The organism is Arhodomonas sp. KWT2 (genome assembly GCF_041949875.1).
Lineage (GTDB): Bacteria > Pseudomonadota > Gammaproteobacteria > Nitrococcales > Nitrococcaceae > Arhodomonas > Arhodomonas aquaeolei.
Genome location: NZ_JBHFPQ010000036.1, coordinates 1 through 13289 on the forward strand (window position 1 = coordinate 1; position 13289 = coordinate 13289).

11 protein-coding genes and 3 tRNA genes are annotated in these 13289 nt (G+C 71.6%); 3 read left to right on the top strand and 11 right to left on the bottom strand.

Going from position 1 to position 13289, the window contains the following annotated elements; genetic code table 11:
• The 4 genes from ACEZHJ_RS05815 to ACEZHJ_RS05830 form a co-directional block, all read right to left on the bottom strand.
• On the bottom strand, positions 1 to 138 hold a 138-nt coding region (locus tag ACEZHJ_RS05815), incomplete at its 3' end, for a GTP-binding protein (protein WP_375036105.1).
• An 89-nt stretch (positions 139 to 227) separates the two neighbouring features.
• Positions 228 to 302: transfer RNA gene (locus ACEZHJ_RS05820), tRNA-Thr, on the bottom strand.
• Between the two features lie 36 nt (positions 303 to 338).
• Positions 339 to 412: transfer RNA gene (locus tag ACEZHJ_RS05825), tRNA-Gly, on the bottom strand.
• 32 nt (positions 413 to 444) lie between these two features.
• Positions 445 to 529, bottom strand: a tRNA-Tyr gene (locus ACEZHJ_RS05830).
• Positions 530 to 651: 122 nt separating this feature from the next.
• Here ACEZHJ_RS05830 and ACEZHJ_RS05835 point away from each other — a divergent pair.
• Genes ACEZHJ_RS05835 through ACEZHJ_RS05845 form a run of 3 tightly spaced genes read left to right on the top strand, consistent with a single transcriptional unit; the run spans position 652 to position 4482 of the window.
• A complete protein-coding gene (locus ACEZHJ_RS05835; RefSeq protein WP_163142301.1) occupies positions 652 to 1770 on the top strand; it encodes a sorbosone dehydrogenase family protein in 1119 nt (372 codons plus the stop codon).
• Between the two features lie 56 nt (positions 1771 to 1826).
• Positions 1827 to 2285 carry a (2Fe-2S)-binding protein gene (locus tag ACEZHJ_RS05840; protein ID WP_163142298.1) on the top strand — a complete coding sequence of 153 codons (459 nt, stop codon included), beginning with the start codon at positions 1827 to 1829 and terminating at the stop codon, positions 2283 to 2285.
• Complete coding sequence (locus ACEZHJ_RS05845) at positions 2278 to 4482, top strand: molybdopterin cofactor-binding domain-containing protein (RefSeq protein ID WP_375036323.1); 2205 nt, start codon at positions 2278 to 2280, stop codon at positions 4480 to 4482. The genes ACEZHJ_RS05840 and ACEZHJ_RS05845 overlap by 8 nt, the downstream gene beginning before the upstream one ends.
• Here ACEZHJ_RS05845 and ACEZHJ_RS05850 read toward each other — a convergent pair.
• The 7 genes from ACEZHJ_RS05850 to ACEZHJ_RS05880 form a co-directional block, all read right to left on the bottom strand.
• Positions 4465 to 5622 (bottom strand): DegT/DnrJ/EryC1/StrS family aminotransferase, encoded by a 1158-nt coding sequence (locus ACEZHJ_RS05850; RefSeq protein WP_375036324.1) that lies wholly within the window; start codon positions 5620 to 5622, stop codon positions 4465 to 4467. The two genes, ACEZHJ_RS05845 and ACEZHJ_RS05850, sit on opposite strands and share 18 nt — an antisense overlap.
• A complete protein-coding gene (locus ACEZHJ_RS05855) occupies positions 5601 to 6752 on the bottom strand; it encodes a glycosyltransferase (RefSeq protein WP_163142898.1) in 1152 nt (383 codons plus the stop codon). The genes ACEZHJ_RS05850 and ACEZHJ_RS05855 overlap by 22 nt, the downstream gene beginning before the upstream one ends.
• Positions 6753 to 6780: 28 nt before the next feature.
• Positions 6781 to 7812 (bottom strand): polysaccharide deacetylase family protein, encoded by a 1032-nt coding sequence (locus ACEZHJ_RS05860; protein ID WP_375036325.1) that lies wholly within the window; start codon positions 7810 to 7812, stop codon positions 6781 to 6783.
• Positions 7809 to 9278 (bottom strand): lipopolysaccharide biosynthesis protein, encoded by a 1470-nt coding sequence (locus ACEZHJ_RS05865; protein WP_375036326.1) that lies wholly within the window; start codon positions 9276 to 9278, stop codon positions 7809 to 7811. Before ACEZHJ_RS05865 ends, ACEZHJ_RS05860 begins: the two co-directional genes overlap by 4 nt.
• The gene (locus ACEZHJ_RS05870) at positions 9275 to 10252 is read right to left on the bottom strand and encodes a glycosyltransferase (protein WP_375036327.1); all 978 of its coding nucleotides are present in this window, start codon (positions 10250 to 10252) and stop codon (positions 9275 to 9277) included. The genes ACEZHJ_RS05865 and ACEZHJ_RS05870 overlap by 4 nt, the downstream gene beginning before the upstream one ends.
• Complete coding sequence (asnB, locus tag ACEZHJ_RS05875) at positions 10239 to 12296, bottom strand: asparagine synthase (glutamine-hydrolyzing) (protein WP_375036328.1); 2058 nt, start codon at positions 12294 to 12296, stop codon at positions 10239 to 10241. Before asnB ends, ACEZHJ_RS05870 begins: the two co-directional genes overlap by 14 nt.
• Positions 12297 to 12471: 175 nt before the next feature.
• Entirely contained in the window at positions 12472 to 13278 is an 807-nt protein-coding gene (locus tag ACEZHJ_RS05880; RefSeq protein ID WP_163142707.1) for a heparin lyase I family protein, read from the bottom strand.
• Positions 13279 to 13289 lie beyond the last annotated feature (11 nt).

Sequence of the window (13289 nt, forward strand, 5' to 3'; positions counted from 1 at the left end):
CGCGCGCGCCGCACCCCCGTACTTCTCCGCCATCACCTTCGTCATCGCCGCCGTCAGCGTCGTCTTGCCATGGTCAACGTGACCAATCGTTCCCACGTTCACGTGCGGCTTCGTGCGCTCAAACTTCTCCTTGGACACGGCGTTTTCTCCCGTTGGCTCGCGAGCTGTTGAACAGGCGTCGGACTTACTTGAGGGGGCTCTCTACGGACTACGGAAAGCTCGGTAGATGGAGCCCATGGGCGGATTTGAACCGCCGACCTCACCCTTACCAAGGGTGTGCTCTACCCCTGAGCTACATGGGCATGACAACCGAATCGTCCTGTCGCGGGACCGAACACTGGAGCGGGTGATGGGAATCGAACCCACATCATCAGCTTGGAAGGCTGAGGTTCTACCATTGAACTACACCCGCCTGGAACCCGCTGCATCCCGCGCCAGATTGTCTGGTGGAGGGAGGAGGATTCGAACCTCCGAAGGCTGAGCCAGCAGATTTACAGTCTGCCCCCGTTGACCGCTTGGGTATCCCTCCAAATTGTCATTCCCTGCCGCCCGACCCGCCTGGGCGGAATCATCGCGACAGGTCGCGAAATTCTACATACTGGACGCATAGCGTCAACCCCCGGCCGTAAGCCGAGCGACAAGGAGGGCGACATGCCACACCATCTCCTTCGCGCCGTGGCCCTCGTGGTAGTCGCCGCGGCGGCTCAATCCTGCCGTAGCGCGACCGAGCACGGCCTCGCCCGGCTGGACCTCCCGGAGGGCTTCACCGCCGGCGTCTACAGTGCCGACGTGCCCGGCGCCCGCAGTCTTGCGCTGGGGGCACAGGGCACGGTATTCGTCGGCTCCCGCGGCGCCGGGAACGTCTACGCGCTGCGCGACACGGACGGCGACGGGCGCACCGACCACCGCCACCTGCTCATCGAGGGCTCGCCGGACTCTCCCAACGGGGTGGCGTTCCTCGACGGCGACCTCTACGTCGCCTTCACCGACCGCATCGCCCGCCTGCCGGCGATCGAGTCACGGCTCGATGACCCGCCCGCGCCGCAGACCGTGGCCCGACTGCCCCGCTACGATCACCACGGCTGGCGCTACCTGGCCGCCGGGCCGGACGGTGCGCTCTACGTGGGCCTGGGCGCGCCCTGCAACGTCTGTGAGCGCTACGGCGAGATCTGGCGCGTCGACCCGGACAACGGCAAACACACGGTGATCGCCCGGGGCGTGCGCAACACCGTCGGCTTCGACTGGTCACCGCAGACCGGCACCCTCTGGTTCACCGACAACGGCCGCGACATGCTCGGCGACAACCGCCCGCCGGACGAGCTCAACCGCCTCACCGGCGAGCGCACGCACTTCGGCTTCCCGTACTGCCACGGCGGCGACATCCCCGATCCGGAATACGGTTCGCCGGACGCGTGTGCCCGCTACGTCCCGCCGGTGCAACGCCTCGGCCCCCACGTCGCGGCGCTGGGCATGCGCTTCTATGACGGTGACGCCTTTCCCGCCGACTACCGCGGCGACATCCTCATCGCCGAGCACGGCTCCTGGAACCGCAGCGAGCGCATCGGTTACCGCCTCATGCGAGTCGACCCCGAGGCGGCGCTGGCCGGGACCGGCGACGCCTACCGGCCGTTCGTCACCGGCTGGCTGACGGACAGCGGAGAGATCTGGGGCCGACCGGTGGACGTCCTGGTCCTGCCGAGCGGCGCCCTGCTGGTCTCCGACGACTACCGCGGCGCGGTCTATCATATCGACTACGGCCCCCCGGGCTGACGCCGTACCGCGTCGCGCCCGCCGGCCGAGGCAAGGCACAGGGAGGCGGCGCGGCCATGGCCATCGACCTCGAAGTGAACGGCGTCGCCCGGCGCTACGACGGCCCGCCGGAGCGTCCGCTGCTGTGGTACCTGCGCGAGGACCTCGGCCTCACCGGGACGAAATTCGGCTGCGGCGTCGCCCTCTGCGGTGCGTGCCTGGTACTGGTCGGCGACGCCGCGGTGCCCGCCTGCCGCACCCCCATGGACAGCCTGGACGGTGCCGCCGTCACCACCATCGAGGGCCTCGCCGCCGGGGACGACCCGGTCATCGCCGCCTGGCGCGAGGCCCAGGTCCCACAGTGCGGCTACTGCCAGCCCGGCCAGGTGATCGCCGCCACCGCACTGCTGCGGACCACCCCGCGGCCCAGTCCCACGCAGACCGAGGCGGCCATGGACCGGGTGCTCTGCCGCTGCGGCACCTACCAGCGGGCACGCCGGGCGCTTGCCGCGCTCACCGGCGGACGCAATGGCTGAGGGGAAGTTCAGCCCCACGCGCCGCCGCCTGATCGTCGGCGCCCTCGCCGCCGGCGCCGGCCTGTATGTGGCCGCCCGCCTGGCCGGCTCACGGGATACCACCGCGGGAAACGGCGCCATGAGCGACACCGGCTACGCCGACGCCTGGGTGGAGATCCGCACCGACGGCCGCATCGTGCTGCGCCTCACCGAGGCCGAGATGGGCCAGGGCGTGACCACGTCACTGCCCCTGCTTGTCGCCGAGGAGCTCGCCGTCGCGCCGGACACCATCGAGCTCGCGCCCGCGCCCCTCACCCCCGTCTACGGCGAGCAGACCACCGGCGGCAGCACCAGCATCCGCGAGGCGTGGCCCGTGCTCCGCCGGAGCGCGGCCACGGCACGGGCGCTGCTGATCACCGCCGCCGCCGCCCGCTGGGGCGTCGACGACGCCGACTGCCGCGCCGCGGACGGCCACGTCCATCATGACCCCAGCGGCCGCAGCCTGGCCTACGGCGCCCTCGCGCTCGACGCGGCCCGGCTCGAACCGCCCGCCGAGGTCGCGCTCACCGAACCGGGGGAATGGCGCTGGATCGGCCACTCCCCGCCCCGGCGGGATGTCCCCGAGAAGCTCACCGGGACCGCGGTGTTCGGCATCGACATCAACCGTCGCGGCGCCCTGGTCGCGAGTGTCGCCCATCCGCCGGTCCCCGGCGGGGAACCCGTCCGGATGGACACCCGGGCCGCCCGCGCTGTCGCGGGGGTTCAAGATGTCCTCACCCTGCCCGGCGGTGCCGTCGCCGTCGTCGCCGACGGCTACTGGGAAGCCAGGCAGGGCCTCGACGCTCTGGCCCCGGAATGGCCACCGGCCGGCCTGCCGGACGACACGGCGATCGCCGCCATCCTGGAAGAGGCGCTGGACGGGGACATGCCCACCGCCTGGCAGCGCGGAGAGGCGGACGGCGGGAACGTCGCCGGCGACGCCCTCGTGAGCGCACGTTACCGGGTCCCACTGCAGGCCCATGCCTGCCTCGAGCCGCCCAACGCCACCGCCGCAGCGGGCGACGACGGGATCGAGGTCTGGACGGGTACCCAGTCCCGCAGCCGCGCCCGGGACGCTGCCCTCGCCGCGGCGCGGGGCGAGGGTCCCGGCGCCCTTCTCGCCCGCGTGGCAGGTCGCCTGGGGCTCGCCACCGGGAACGACGTCAGCGTGCACGGCACACTGATCGGCGGTGGCTTCGGGCGCCGACTGGAGCAGGACTACGTCACCGAGGCGGTGGCGCTGAGCCGCACCGTGGGAGCCCCGGTCAAGGTCATCTGGTCCCGCGAGGAGGACCTCCGGCACGACGTCTACCGGCCGCCGAGCCATCACCTCCTGGAGGCCCGGCTCGGCGCGGACGAGCTGCCGCAATCGTGGCATCACCGGATCGCCGCCCCCTCGGTAGTGGAATCGCTGTGGCCCGGCAGCGTCACCGACGGCCTCGACCCCCTCGCGGTCGAGGGTGCCGTCGCCCTGCCCTATGCGATCCCCCGGGCCGCGGTGGGCTACGCCATGCGCGATGTCGGCGTGCCCGTGGGCATGTGGCGCTCCGTCGGCCACTCCTACAACGCCTTCGCGGTGGAATGCTTCGTCGACGAGCTCGCCGGGCGAGCCGGCATCGACCCCGTCGACTACCGCCTGCGGCTGCTCGGGGACGCCCCCCGGCTGGCGGCGGTGGTCGAGCTCGCGGCGGCCCGGGCCGGCTGGGGCAGCCCCCGTGCCGGGCGCGCGCAGGGGATCGCCGCCCACGCCTGTTTCGGCAGTTACGTGGCCCAGGTGGCCGAGGTCTCTCGGGACGACGACGGCGGGGTGCGCGTTCACCGGGTCGTCTGTGCGGTCGACTGCGGGATCGCCGTGCACCCGGACACCGTCGCCGCACAGATGGAGGGCGCGATCGCCTTCGCGCTCACCGCGACCCTCTACAGCCGCATCACCCGCGGCCGGAACGGCACGGTCCAGAGCAACTTCCACGACTTCCCGCTGCTGCGCTTCTCGCAGATGCCCCGGGTGGACGTCCACATCCTGCCCTCCCGCGAGCCCCCCGGCGGGGTCGGCGAACCCGGCGTGCCGCCGCTGGCACCGGCGGTGGCCAATGCGGTGTCCGCCCTCACCGGCCACCGGGTGCGGACACTGCCCATCCGTCTGGACCGTGACGGGCAACCGTCAGCCGGCGGCGAGTGAACGACACATGCGGGCGACGTCGGCGTCGGTCACCCCGGAGTGGGTCGGCAGGGTGAGCAGGCGATCGGCGAACGCCGCCGCCGCAGGCGCGACGGTACCCGCCACCGGTGCAGGGACACCGGGGATAGCCCCCAGCGGCGCGCCGTAGAGGGCGGTCGCCCCCAGCCCCCGGGCGTTGAGCCGCGCCAGCAGGCGGTCGCGGTGGCCACGGTCGGTGGCCAGCAGCGGATAGCGCAGCAGCCGCGCGGCCGCTGCGGTGCCCGGGCAGGCCCGCGGGAGGTCCGTGATCCCCGGCAGGTGCCCCGCCCGGAGGGCGTCGGCGAGCCGCCGCTGGGGCTGCGTGGGCGCGGCGCGGAAGCGCGCCACCGCGGCAGGCAGGCGTGCCCGGCGCACCGGGTCCATGCCCGTGATCCCGGTGAGGGGATCGTAGACCGTCGCTCCGAGCTGCAGCCACGGCAGCGCGCTGGGTAGCCAGTAGGCCCGGCGCCGGCGCATGACATTGTAGACCCCGGCCGCCAGTGCATAGCGCAGCATCGCCGCCACCCCGCCCGGCGGCTGGGGCGGGCGCACCAGGGCGGCGGCGAGCGCGGGGGTACGCGCCAGCACCGCACCGCCGCCGAGCAGGCTCAAAGGCTTGCCGCGGCCAAAGCTCAGGATTACGTAGTCACCGTGCTCGCGGTCGTCACCGACCACCGGGAATGCCTGGGCCCGGTCCTCGATCAGGCACAGCCCGCGGGCACGGGCGAAGGCCGCGAGTGCGGCGATGCGCTCACCCAGCCCGAGCAGATCGACGGCGACAACCGCCACGCACCGCGGCGCATGGACGGTCGTCAGGGCGTCCAGGTCCAGCCACGGCCGCTCCGGTGCAAGATCCACCAGCACCGGTTCCAGCCCCGCGAACACCGCGGCGGCGACCAGGTCCGGACAGCCGTAGGCCGGCAGCAGGACCTGCGGGTGACGCTCCTCACGAACCGCCGCGGCGGCGGCCAGGGCCACCGCCAGGGCCATGGTGCCCGAGCCGTACAGCCGCATCCCGTAGCCGGGGAGGATGGCCGGTGCCGCGCGCGCTACGCCCCACCAGGGGACCGGATCGCCAGCGGGGGGCAGGCGGCCGTGGATCAGCGCGTCGAGGGCTGCCATACCGTCATCCGCCGGCCACCCGCGTAGGCGACGCTCGCATGGGCTATGGCCAGGTTCGCCTGGCAGAAGAAGTACGGCACACGCACCCAGAACCACCGTCGCCGCGCCCCGGGCGAGACCGCCCCCAGGAGGACACTGCCGTAGAACAGCGCCTGCAGCGCCAGGGTCAGGGCATACAGCGGCGTCATCGCGGGCAGCCCCAGCAGTGCCACGTTGGCGGCCAGCGCCAGCAGCAGGCACCACGGCACGGCCCAGCGCATCGGCTTGTGGCTCCAGATCTGAAACGCGAAACCGCCGTTCGGGCGTGGATCCAGGACCTCGGGATGCCGCAGCAGCCCGGTGATCCCGCGCAGCACCGTGCGGTACTTGCGCTGGTACTCCCGGCGGTCGTCGCTGATCGCACGGTAACGCCCGATCACCGCCGGGTCGGAGACTGCGCGCAGCCCGAGCCGGGCACAGTTGAGCGCGGTGTTGAAATCGCTGGGGGCATCGCTGTCCCAGTCCCGGCACACCGCCGCCCGCGCGGCGAAGAACGAGCCGCTGAGCCCGACCAGCCCGGCCCGCGACGCCTCCAGCCGCCGCAACGCCATCTCGTAGCGCACGTACAGCCCCTCGCCCACCGGCACGCCCTCGGCGGTGACGAAGCGGTCCTCGCTGGAGACCGCGCCCACCGAGGGATCCGCGAAGAGGCTCGCCAGCCGCCGCAGGCTGCCGCCGTCGATCTCGGTGGCGACATCGGAGAACACCAGAATCTCGCCACGGGCCTGCTGTACCGCCAGCCACTGGGCGTGTTCCTTGCCCCGGCGCTCGGGCGCGCGCACCAGCACCACACCGCGGTCCGCATAGGCACGGGCGATCGCGTCGGTGTCATCGTCCGAGGCATCGGAGGCGACGATCACCTCCCGGCGTGCCGCCGGATAGTCCAGCGCCAGGGTATTGTCCAGCTTGGTGCGCAGGAGTGCGCCGGCGTTGTAGGCGGTGATGATGACCGACAGCGTCGGCACCGACGCCGGCTCCATGTCCCCCGCTGTCGGCGGCCGCCAGCGCACCGGCAGGGCGAGCAGAACGAGCGGATACAGGAAGTAGCTGTACACCGCCACTGCCGCCGCGATCCAGAACACCCACTCCATCGCGTCCCTCCCCCGGACAGCATTGCCCCTAGAGCCAGCCCGACACGCGGGCGATGAAACCACCCCGTGCGGCAGCGATGTCCTCGTGCACCCCCACACGCCGGAGGCGGTAGGGATCGGCGTCCGCCGCGTTCCAGCCGTGGGCCGTGGTGCAGGCACCGGCATAGGCGTCCCGCACCCGGGTCACCGCCGCCGGTGCGGCGTCGCCGTTGGGATAGCAGAACAGCGGCGCCGCCACGCCCGCCGCCGCCTCGATCACCCGGCGCGCGCCGGCGATCTCCTCGTCCAGCACCGTCGGCGGCACATCCGGGCGCAGTCGCATGTGCGTGCGGGTGTGGGCACCGAGCTGCACCGTTCCGCCGGCGGTCATCTCCCGCACCTGTACCCAGTCGAGCAGCGCCGGCTCGTCGGCGCCGATGCCCACCTCCGCCTCCATCGCCGCGAGCCGCTCACGCAGCTCGGCGTCCGGCAGCGCCTTGGCGGCCTCGATAATCCCGTCCAGCGCGTCGGCGTCCGGTACCGCCCGGTAGGCCGCTACGGCGTTATCCAGTCCCCCGAGCCACGCGAAGGCCGGCCCCGTCCAGACCCGCGCTGGTGCCGTCACCGCCCGACGCAGCACGGCGGCCAGGCGCTCCGGCCAGAAGCCCTCGGCGGTACCGATGAGGTCGGAGACCAGGAAGACCGTCGCCGGCCAGCCCATCTCCCGCAGCACCGGGTAGGCGTGCTCGTAGTTGTCCCGCCAGCCATCGTCAAAGGTGATGGCGCACGCCCTTCGGGGCATGGCCGCACCACGGGCACGGGCATCGAGCCAGTCGGCGAGGTGCACCGGCGTGAAGTGCCGCCCCAGCACCGCCAGGTGCATGCGCAGGGTCTGCGGCGAGACCAGCATCCCCGGCTGCTCGTCCGCCCAGCGCGGATCGTCCCGGGGCAGGACACGGTGGTAGGTGAGCACCAGTAGCGACGGCGCCCGGCGGCGCCAGCCGATCGTCCCGGCCGCCCGGGCAGCAGCGCACACCCCGGCCCGCGCCGCCTGCCTGGCCCTGCGCAGCGACGCGCTCATCCGGCGACCCCCCGCAGGCGCGCGGGACGGCGGATCAGCGAGCGCACCAGGCCGCGCTGCTCCGCGGGCAGCAGGGGTGAGAACAGCACCGCCACCAGGAACACGCCGACCAGGGCCCCCCGCAGCAGCAGCGACCACACCAGCTCCGTCGGTCCCGCCTCGGCGATGGCGTAGAGCACGACGGCCAACGCCAGCGCCGAGAGCACCCGGGCCCAGGGCAGGCCCATGTCGTACTCCCGCCGGGCCTGGGCATGCACCCAGGTGAGCTCCACGCTCAGGGCGATAAGCGTTGCCAGCGCGGCACCGAGGGCCCCCAGCAGCGGGATCAGCGCGAGGTAGCCGACGCTGATCACCACCGCCGTGATCCCCGAGGCAATGGCGAGCTTGCGCGTCTTCTCGGCGAGCAGCAGCCCGAAGTTGGAGAACAGCGTCCAGACGTAGAGGATGTAGGCGAGGACCAGGACCGGCGCGATGTCGGCGGCGGGCCAGAACGCCGGCGCAGCCATCACGTGGATGACGTCGCCGACGAACATGGCGATCCCCAGCCCCATGAGGATGGTGAACAGCGCGAAGTACTGGAAGGTCATCTGGTAGATCTCGCGGGCGTCGCCGCGTTCGAGGATACGGTAACGCTGGGTGTCCCAGATGTTCGCGAACGTCCCCCAGGTGAACTCCACCAGCAGGAAGCCGAAGCGATAGGCCAGCGCGTAGATGCCGACCTGCGCCATGTCCGTGAACACCCGCAGGAAATAACGGTCGCCAAAGCTGATGTAGATCTGAAAAAGCCCGGAGATCCAGAACGGATAGCTGAAGGCGAGCAGCACCCGCAGGTGCCGGCGCGAGGGCCTCAACCGGGTGTAGCGCAGGGTGTAGCCCACGCCGAACAGGGCGATGGCACCGGAGGAGAGCACATTGCCGAGCACCACGCCGGCGACATGGAGCTCCAGCCACACCACCAGGTAGAGGTTGAGCGACACCTGCAGCGCGAGCTTGCCCAGGCTCAGGGCGAGGAACAGCCCGGGGCGCTGGTGGGCGCGTATGAAGTTGAGGCCGAAGTCCTCCACCCCCTGGGTGACCAGCAGCAGCCCGATCAGCGGGATCAGGTGGACGTAGAGCGCCTCGCCGAAGAGCACACGGGCCAGTGGCTCGGAGAAACCCGCCACCGCCATCGCCCCCAGCGCGCTCACGCCGGCACCGACGGCCAGCACCGTGGTCACCACCTCGTCACGCTCCGCCTTGCTGTCGGCCGCGAAGTAGTAGCGAAACAGCGCCTGCCCCATGCGCATGCCGAAGAAGACCTCGACCACGCTGAGCAACAGCGTGAACAGCTCCACGGCCCCGTAGTCGGCGGGGGTGAGGTAGCGGGTATAGATCGGCAGCATGATAAACGCCACGATCTTGCGGGCGATATTGCCCGCCCCGTAGATCGCGCTGTGCGAGACCATCCGGGCCGCTTCGCCGCTCATCCGCGCACCCCCTGGGCCATCCGGGCGTGCCGGGCACCGCGCGGGTCGAGACGCCGCAGTGCGGCGAGGCCGCGGCCAAGGTAATAGCAGTAGAAGATCAGCGCGTTCACCGCGAGCACCCGCAGCGGCTGGCCGGCGTACTTGCGTAGCGACGAGGCCACCAGCACCGCGGCCACCACCGCCATCGCGGCAAGCACCCCGCCGGTCCAGCCGGCCAGTAGCGCGGCGAGGCCGGCGAGATGCGCGACGAGGAAGACCACCGTGAGCACGGCCACCCGGGAGTGAATCAGGGCATGCCAGGAGCGGAAATCACCGCGGCCATGCCAGGCCTCTCGACGGATGAACGCGGCGAGCCCGCGGGGGAAGCCCTTGTGGACCACCCGCAGGGCGATATCGTTGATCACCGTCGCACCCTGCCGGCGTGCCCGGGCGCAGAGCTCGTAGTCCTCCCCGGTCTCCAGGGACGGATCGAAGCCGCCGAGCTCGCGAAAGAACGCCGTGTTGATCACCATGTGACCGCTGCCCACGTGGCGTGAGCCGCGCTCGCGCGCGAAGGCGGCGAACCAGTAACGCTCCAGCCAGCCAGCCCGGTCAGGGATGTCGCAGTGCGAGCCGGTAATCAGGTGTGGGGTCTGCGCCAGCGCCACGCAGACCGCGGGCATCCGCGCCTGCCACGCCGCCGTGAGCTCCACGTCCGCGTCCAGGAACACGAGGACCCGGCCGCCGGCCAGCGCCGCACCGGCATTACGGTTGGCACCGATACCCGCGCCGGTACCGGCCACCACCACCGCGCCGGCCTCGCGGGCCAGGGCCGCGGTATCGTCGCCCGAGGCATCGTCGACCACGATCACCTCGTGGTGCCAGTCCGCCGCGTGGCGATGGATGCTCGCGATGGTGGCGGCGATCATCACCGCCTCGTTGCGCGCAGGGATGACGAAAGACAGCGTCACCGCCCCCGGGTCACCGCTCGACACAGGCCATCGCCTCCCCACCCTGCCAGGTCGTTGCAGCCGACACGGGTAACGCCGCCGGCAACGCCTCGTACCAGGCCTCGAACATGAGCACCGTCCACAGCGCGAGGCCGTGGTTGCGGCGCCCGCCCAGGTGCTCGCGCCATCGGCGCGAGACCGCATCCGCGTCCAGCAGCCCCTCGCCGGCCAGACGCTCCGGCGCCAACAGCGCGTCGGCCCAGTCGCGCAGCGGACCGCGGAGCCAGTCGTCCACCGGTACCGAGAAGCCGGACTTGGGTCGATCCATCAGCGCCGGCGGCACATAGCGGTCGAGCAACCGGCGCAGTATCCACTTGCTCCGGCCGGCACGGACCTTCATGGACAGCGGCAGGTGCCAGGCATACTCGACCACCCGGCGGTCGAGCAGCGGCACCCGCGTCTCCAGGGCCACCGCCATACTCGCCCGGTCCACCTTCACCAGGTTGTCGTCGGGGAGATAGCGCAGCCCGTCCCAGAGCATGCACTCGTCGAGCAGCGCCCGCGCCCCCTCGAGGCGCGCCGGCGGCCAGGACGGTGGCGGTGTGGCCGCATCCCGCAGCGGCAGCGTCCCACGCGGCCAGTACGACATCAGGGCGTCGTAGACCATGGCCGGGCCCCCGGCGTCGAGCACCGAGGCCAGCTTGTGCAGCTTCTCGCCCATGCGCGGCCGCCACAGCCGCCGCAGGGGGGGCAGCACCGTTGTGGCGGCCCCGGCCAACCGGTCCCAGCGCTGTGGCGGCAGCGCCAGCACGCCCCGCCCCGCCAGCCGGGCCAGCGGCCCCGGCAGGCGTGCGGCGAGGCCGGCGGCGGAGCCGGCGAAGAGATAGCGGTTATAGCCGGCGAAGATCTCGTCACCGCCGTCGCCGGAGAGGCAGACGGTGACGTGCTCGCGTGCGCGCCGCGCGATCAGGCAGGTGGGCACCTGGGAGGGGTCGGCGAAGGGCTCGTCGTAGATCCGCGGCAGCCCGGGTATCACCTCCAGGGCGTCCCGGCCGGTCACCGCCAGCGTCGTGTGCTCGGTGCCCAGGTGCGCCGCGATCCCGGCCGCGGCCTCCGATTCGTCGTAGCGGGGATCGTCGAAGGCCACGGTGAAGGTGCGCAGCGGCCGTGGCGTGATGGCCTGGGCGATGGCGGTGACCGTCACCGAGTCCAGCCCGGCGGAGAGGAACGCCCCCACCGGGACGTCGGCAACCAGCTGCTCACCGATGACCTCACGCAGGGTCGCGTCCAGTCCGTCGATACGGCCGGCCTCGTCATCGGCCCCGGAATCCGCAACCCCCGCCGCCGCCACATCGGCCAGGCGCCAGAAGGGCGTGAGGCGAACACCGCGGCGCCGGCCCCAAGGGGCCACGTCGTCCGGCGGTCCGTGAGCGCAGTCCAGGCTCAGCAGCACCCCCGGCGGCAACTTGTAGGTACCGCGATGAATGGACAGCGGCCCGGGGACGTAACCGTACTGCAGCAGCCCCGCGAGGGCCCGCCTGTCGATGGCCGTGGTCATGCCCGGCACCGCGCGCAATGCCTTGAGCTCGGAGCCGAACAGCACCCCGACACCGGGGACCGCGCCGTAGTAGAGGGGCTTCTCGCCCAGCGGGTCGCGGGCAAGGTGAAGCCGGCGCCCGCGGACATCCCAGACAGCAACAGCGAACATGCCCCGCACCTTCGCGAGGGTCGCCTCGACCCCCCAGTGCTCGACCCCCGCGGCCAGCACCTCGGTATCAGAGCCACCCCGGAACGACACGCCGGCGGCCGTCAGGTCGCGACGCAGCGCGGCGAAATTGTAGATCTCGCCGTTGAACACCACCCGGTAACGTCCGCCCGGCGAGACCATGGGCTGGGCGCCGGCGGGGCTGAGGTCCTGGATCGCGAGCCGCGTGTGTGCCAGCGCGATACCGGCATCGGCGTCCACCCATACCCCGCTGTCATCGGGGCCCCGGTGACGCAGCGCCGCCGCCATCCCGCGGGCACGCTGGGTCAGCGCCGCGGTGGCAAGCGATTGCGCAGGGACCAACAGACCAGCGATGCCACACATCGGCGGTTACCCGGGTTGAAGAGCGTCTTGCCCCACATTCCGTTTACCACCGCGGGTACGGACTGGATAGCGTCACATGACGGACGTGACGAATTAGGCGAAAAGAGGCGACGGACGGGCGTGAAGTGACCCGTCCCCTCCGGCGCGGGCGCGCCGGGGGGACGGGTGGCAGGCGTTACTGTACCTCGGTATCAATTACCGTCGGCGGCTCCGGCGGCGCGGTGACATCGCCGCTCAGCGGCGTGTCCGAGACCACGAGGTTATCCAGGTAGAACACCGTACGCTGGTCGAAGCCGGAGTTCGCCCAGCCGAGCAGATAGGCCTCATCGAAGTAGTTCTGCCCGTCGCCGCCATACATGGCCACACCCGTGAAGTCGGCCATCTGCTCGCCGTCCTTCCACAGCTGGAGCACGCCGTCACTGGCCGAACCGCTGCTGGGGACCTTCACGTGAACGACAATCTTGTGCCAGCGCCCGAGGTCACTGCTGTCGATGAAGGAACCCGCACTGAGGATGCCCGCCTCGCTGCCGTAGTCATAGCGGTGGGCCATCAGGGTCGAGCCGCCGCTGCCGTCGGCATTCAACGAGAAATTCACCTGGAACCCCGGATTCGTGTAGGGGTCTCGATAGATGGCGATGAACTTGTTGTTGCTCGGACCGCTCTGGCTGCGATGGCTGTAGTTGGCCGGGATGTAGAGGTCGTAGCCGAACCACAGCTCGCGGTAGGCCTGACCGAGCTCCAGGCGCTGCTCGGCGAAGGAGTCGGAACCGTCGCCGACGCCGTCGTAGACGAAGGCCAGCGACGAGCTGCCGGAGTAGGCGTTGTTGGCGCTCACCGAAGCGCTGGTGCTGTACCCCCAGGAAATGCCGCCCTCGCTGCGGTTCAGACCGCCGCTCTCGAAACCGTCACTGAACAGCGTGGCCCCCTGCGCCGTGCCGACTGCGCAGGCGAGGGCGATCACGGGTATCCATCGTTTACTCATGGGATTGCGCT

Coding starts and splice junctions, on each gene's coding strand:
- ACEZHJ_RS05835 (WP_163142301.1), top strand. CDS start 652: ATGCCACACCATCTCCTTCGCGCCGTGGCCCTCGTGGTAGTCGCCGCG.
- ACEZHJ_RS05840 (WP_163142298.1), top strand. CDS start 1,827: ATGGCCATCGACCTCGAAGTGAACGGCGTCGCCCGGCGCTACGACGGC.
- ACEZHJ_RS05845 (WP_375036323.1), top strand. CDS start 2,278: ATGGCTGAGGGGAAGTTCAGCCCCACGCGCCGCCGCCTGATCGTCGGC.
- ACEZHJ_RS05850 (WP_375036324.1), bottom strand. CDS start 5,622: ATGGCAGCCCTCGACGCGCTGATCCACGGCCGCCTGCCCCCCGCTGGC.
- ACEZHJ_RS05855 (WP_163142898.1), bottom strand. CDS start 6,752: ATGGAGTGGGTGTTCTGGATCGCGGCGGCAGTGGCGGTGTACAGCTAC.
- ACEZHJ_RS05860 (WP_375036325.1), bottom strand. CDS start 7,812: ATGAGCGCGTCGCTGCGCAGGGCCAGGCAGGCGGCGCGGGCCGGGGTG.
- ACEZHJ_RS05865 (WP_375036326.1), bottom strand. CDS start 9,278: ATGAGCGGCGAAGCGGCCCGGATGGTCTCGCACAGCGCGATCTACGGG.
- asnB (WP_375036328.1), bottom strand. CDS start 12,296: ATGTGTGGCATCGCTGGTCTGTTGGTCCCTGCGCAATCGCTTGCCACC.
- ACEZHJ_RS05880 (WP_163142707.1), bottom strand. CDS start 13,278: ATGAGTAAACGATGGATACCCGTGATCGCCCTCGCCTGCGCAGTCGGC.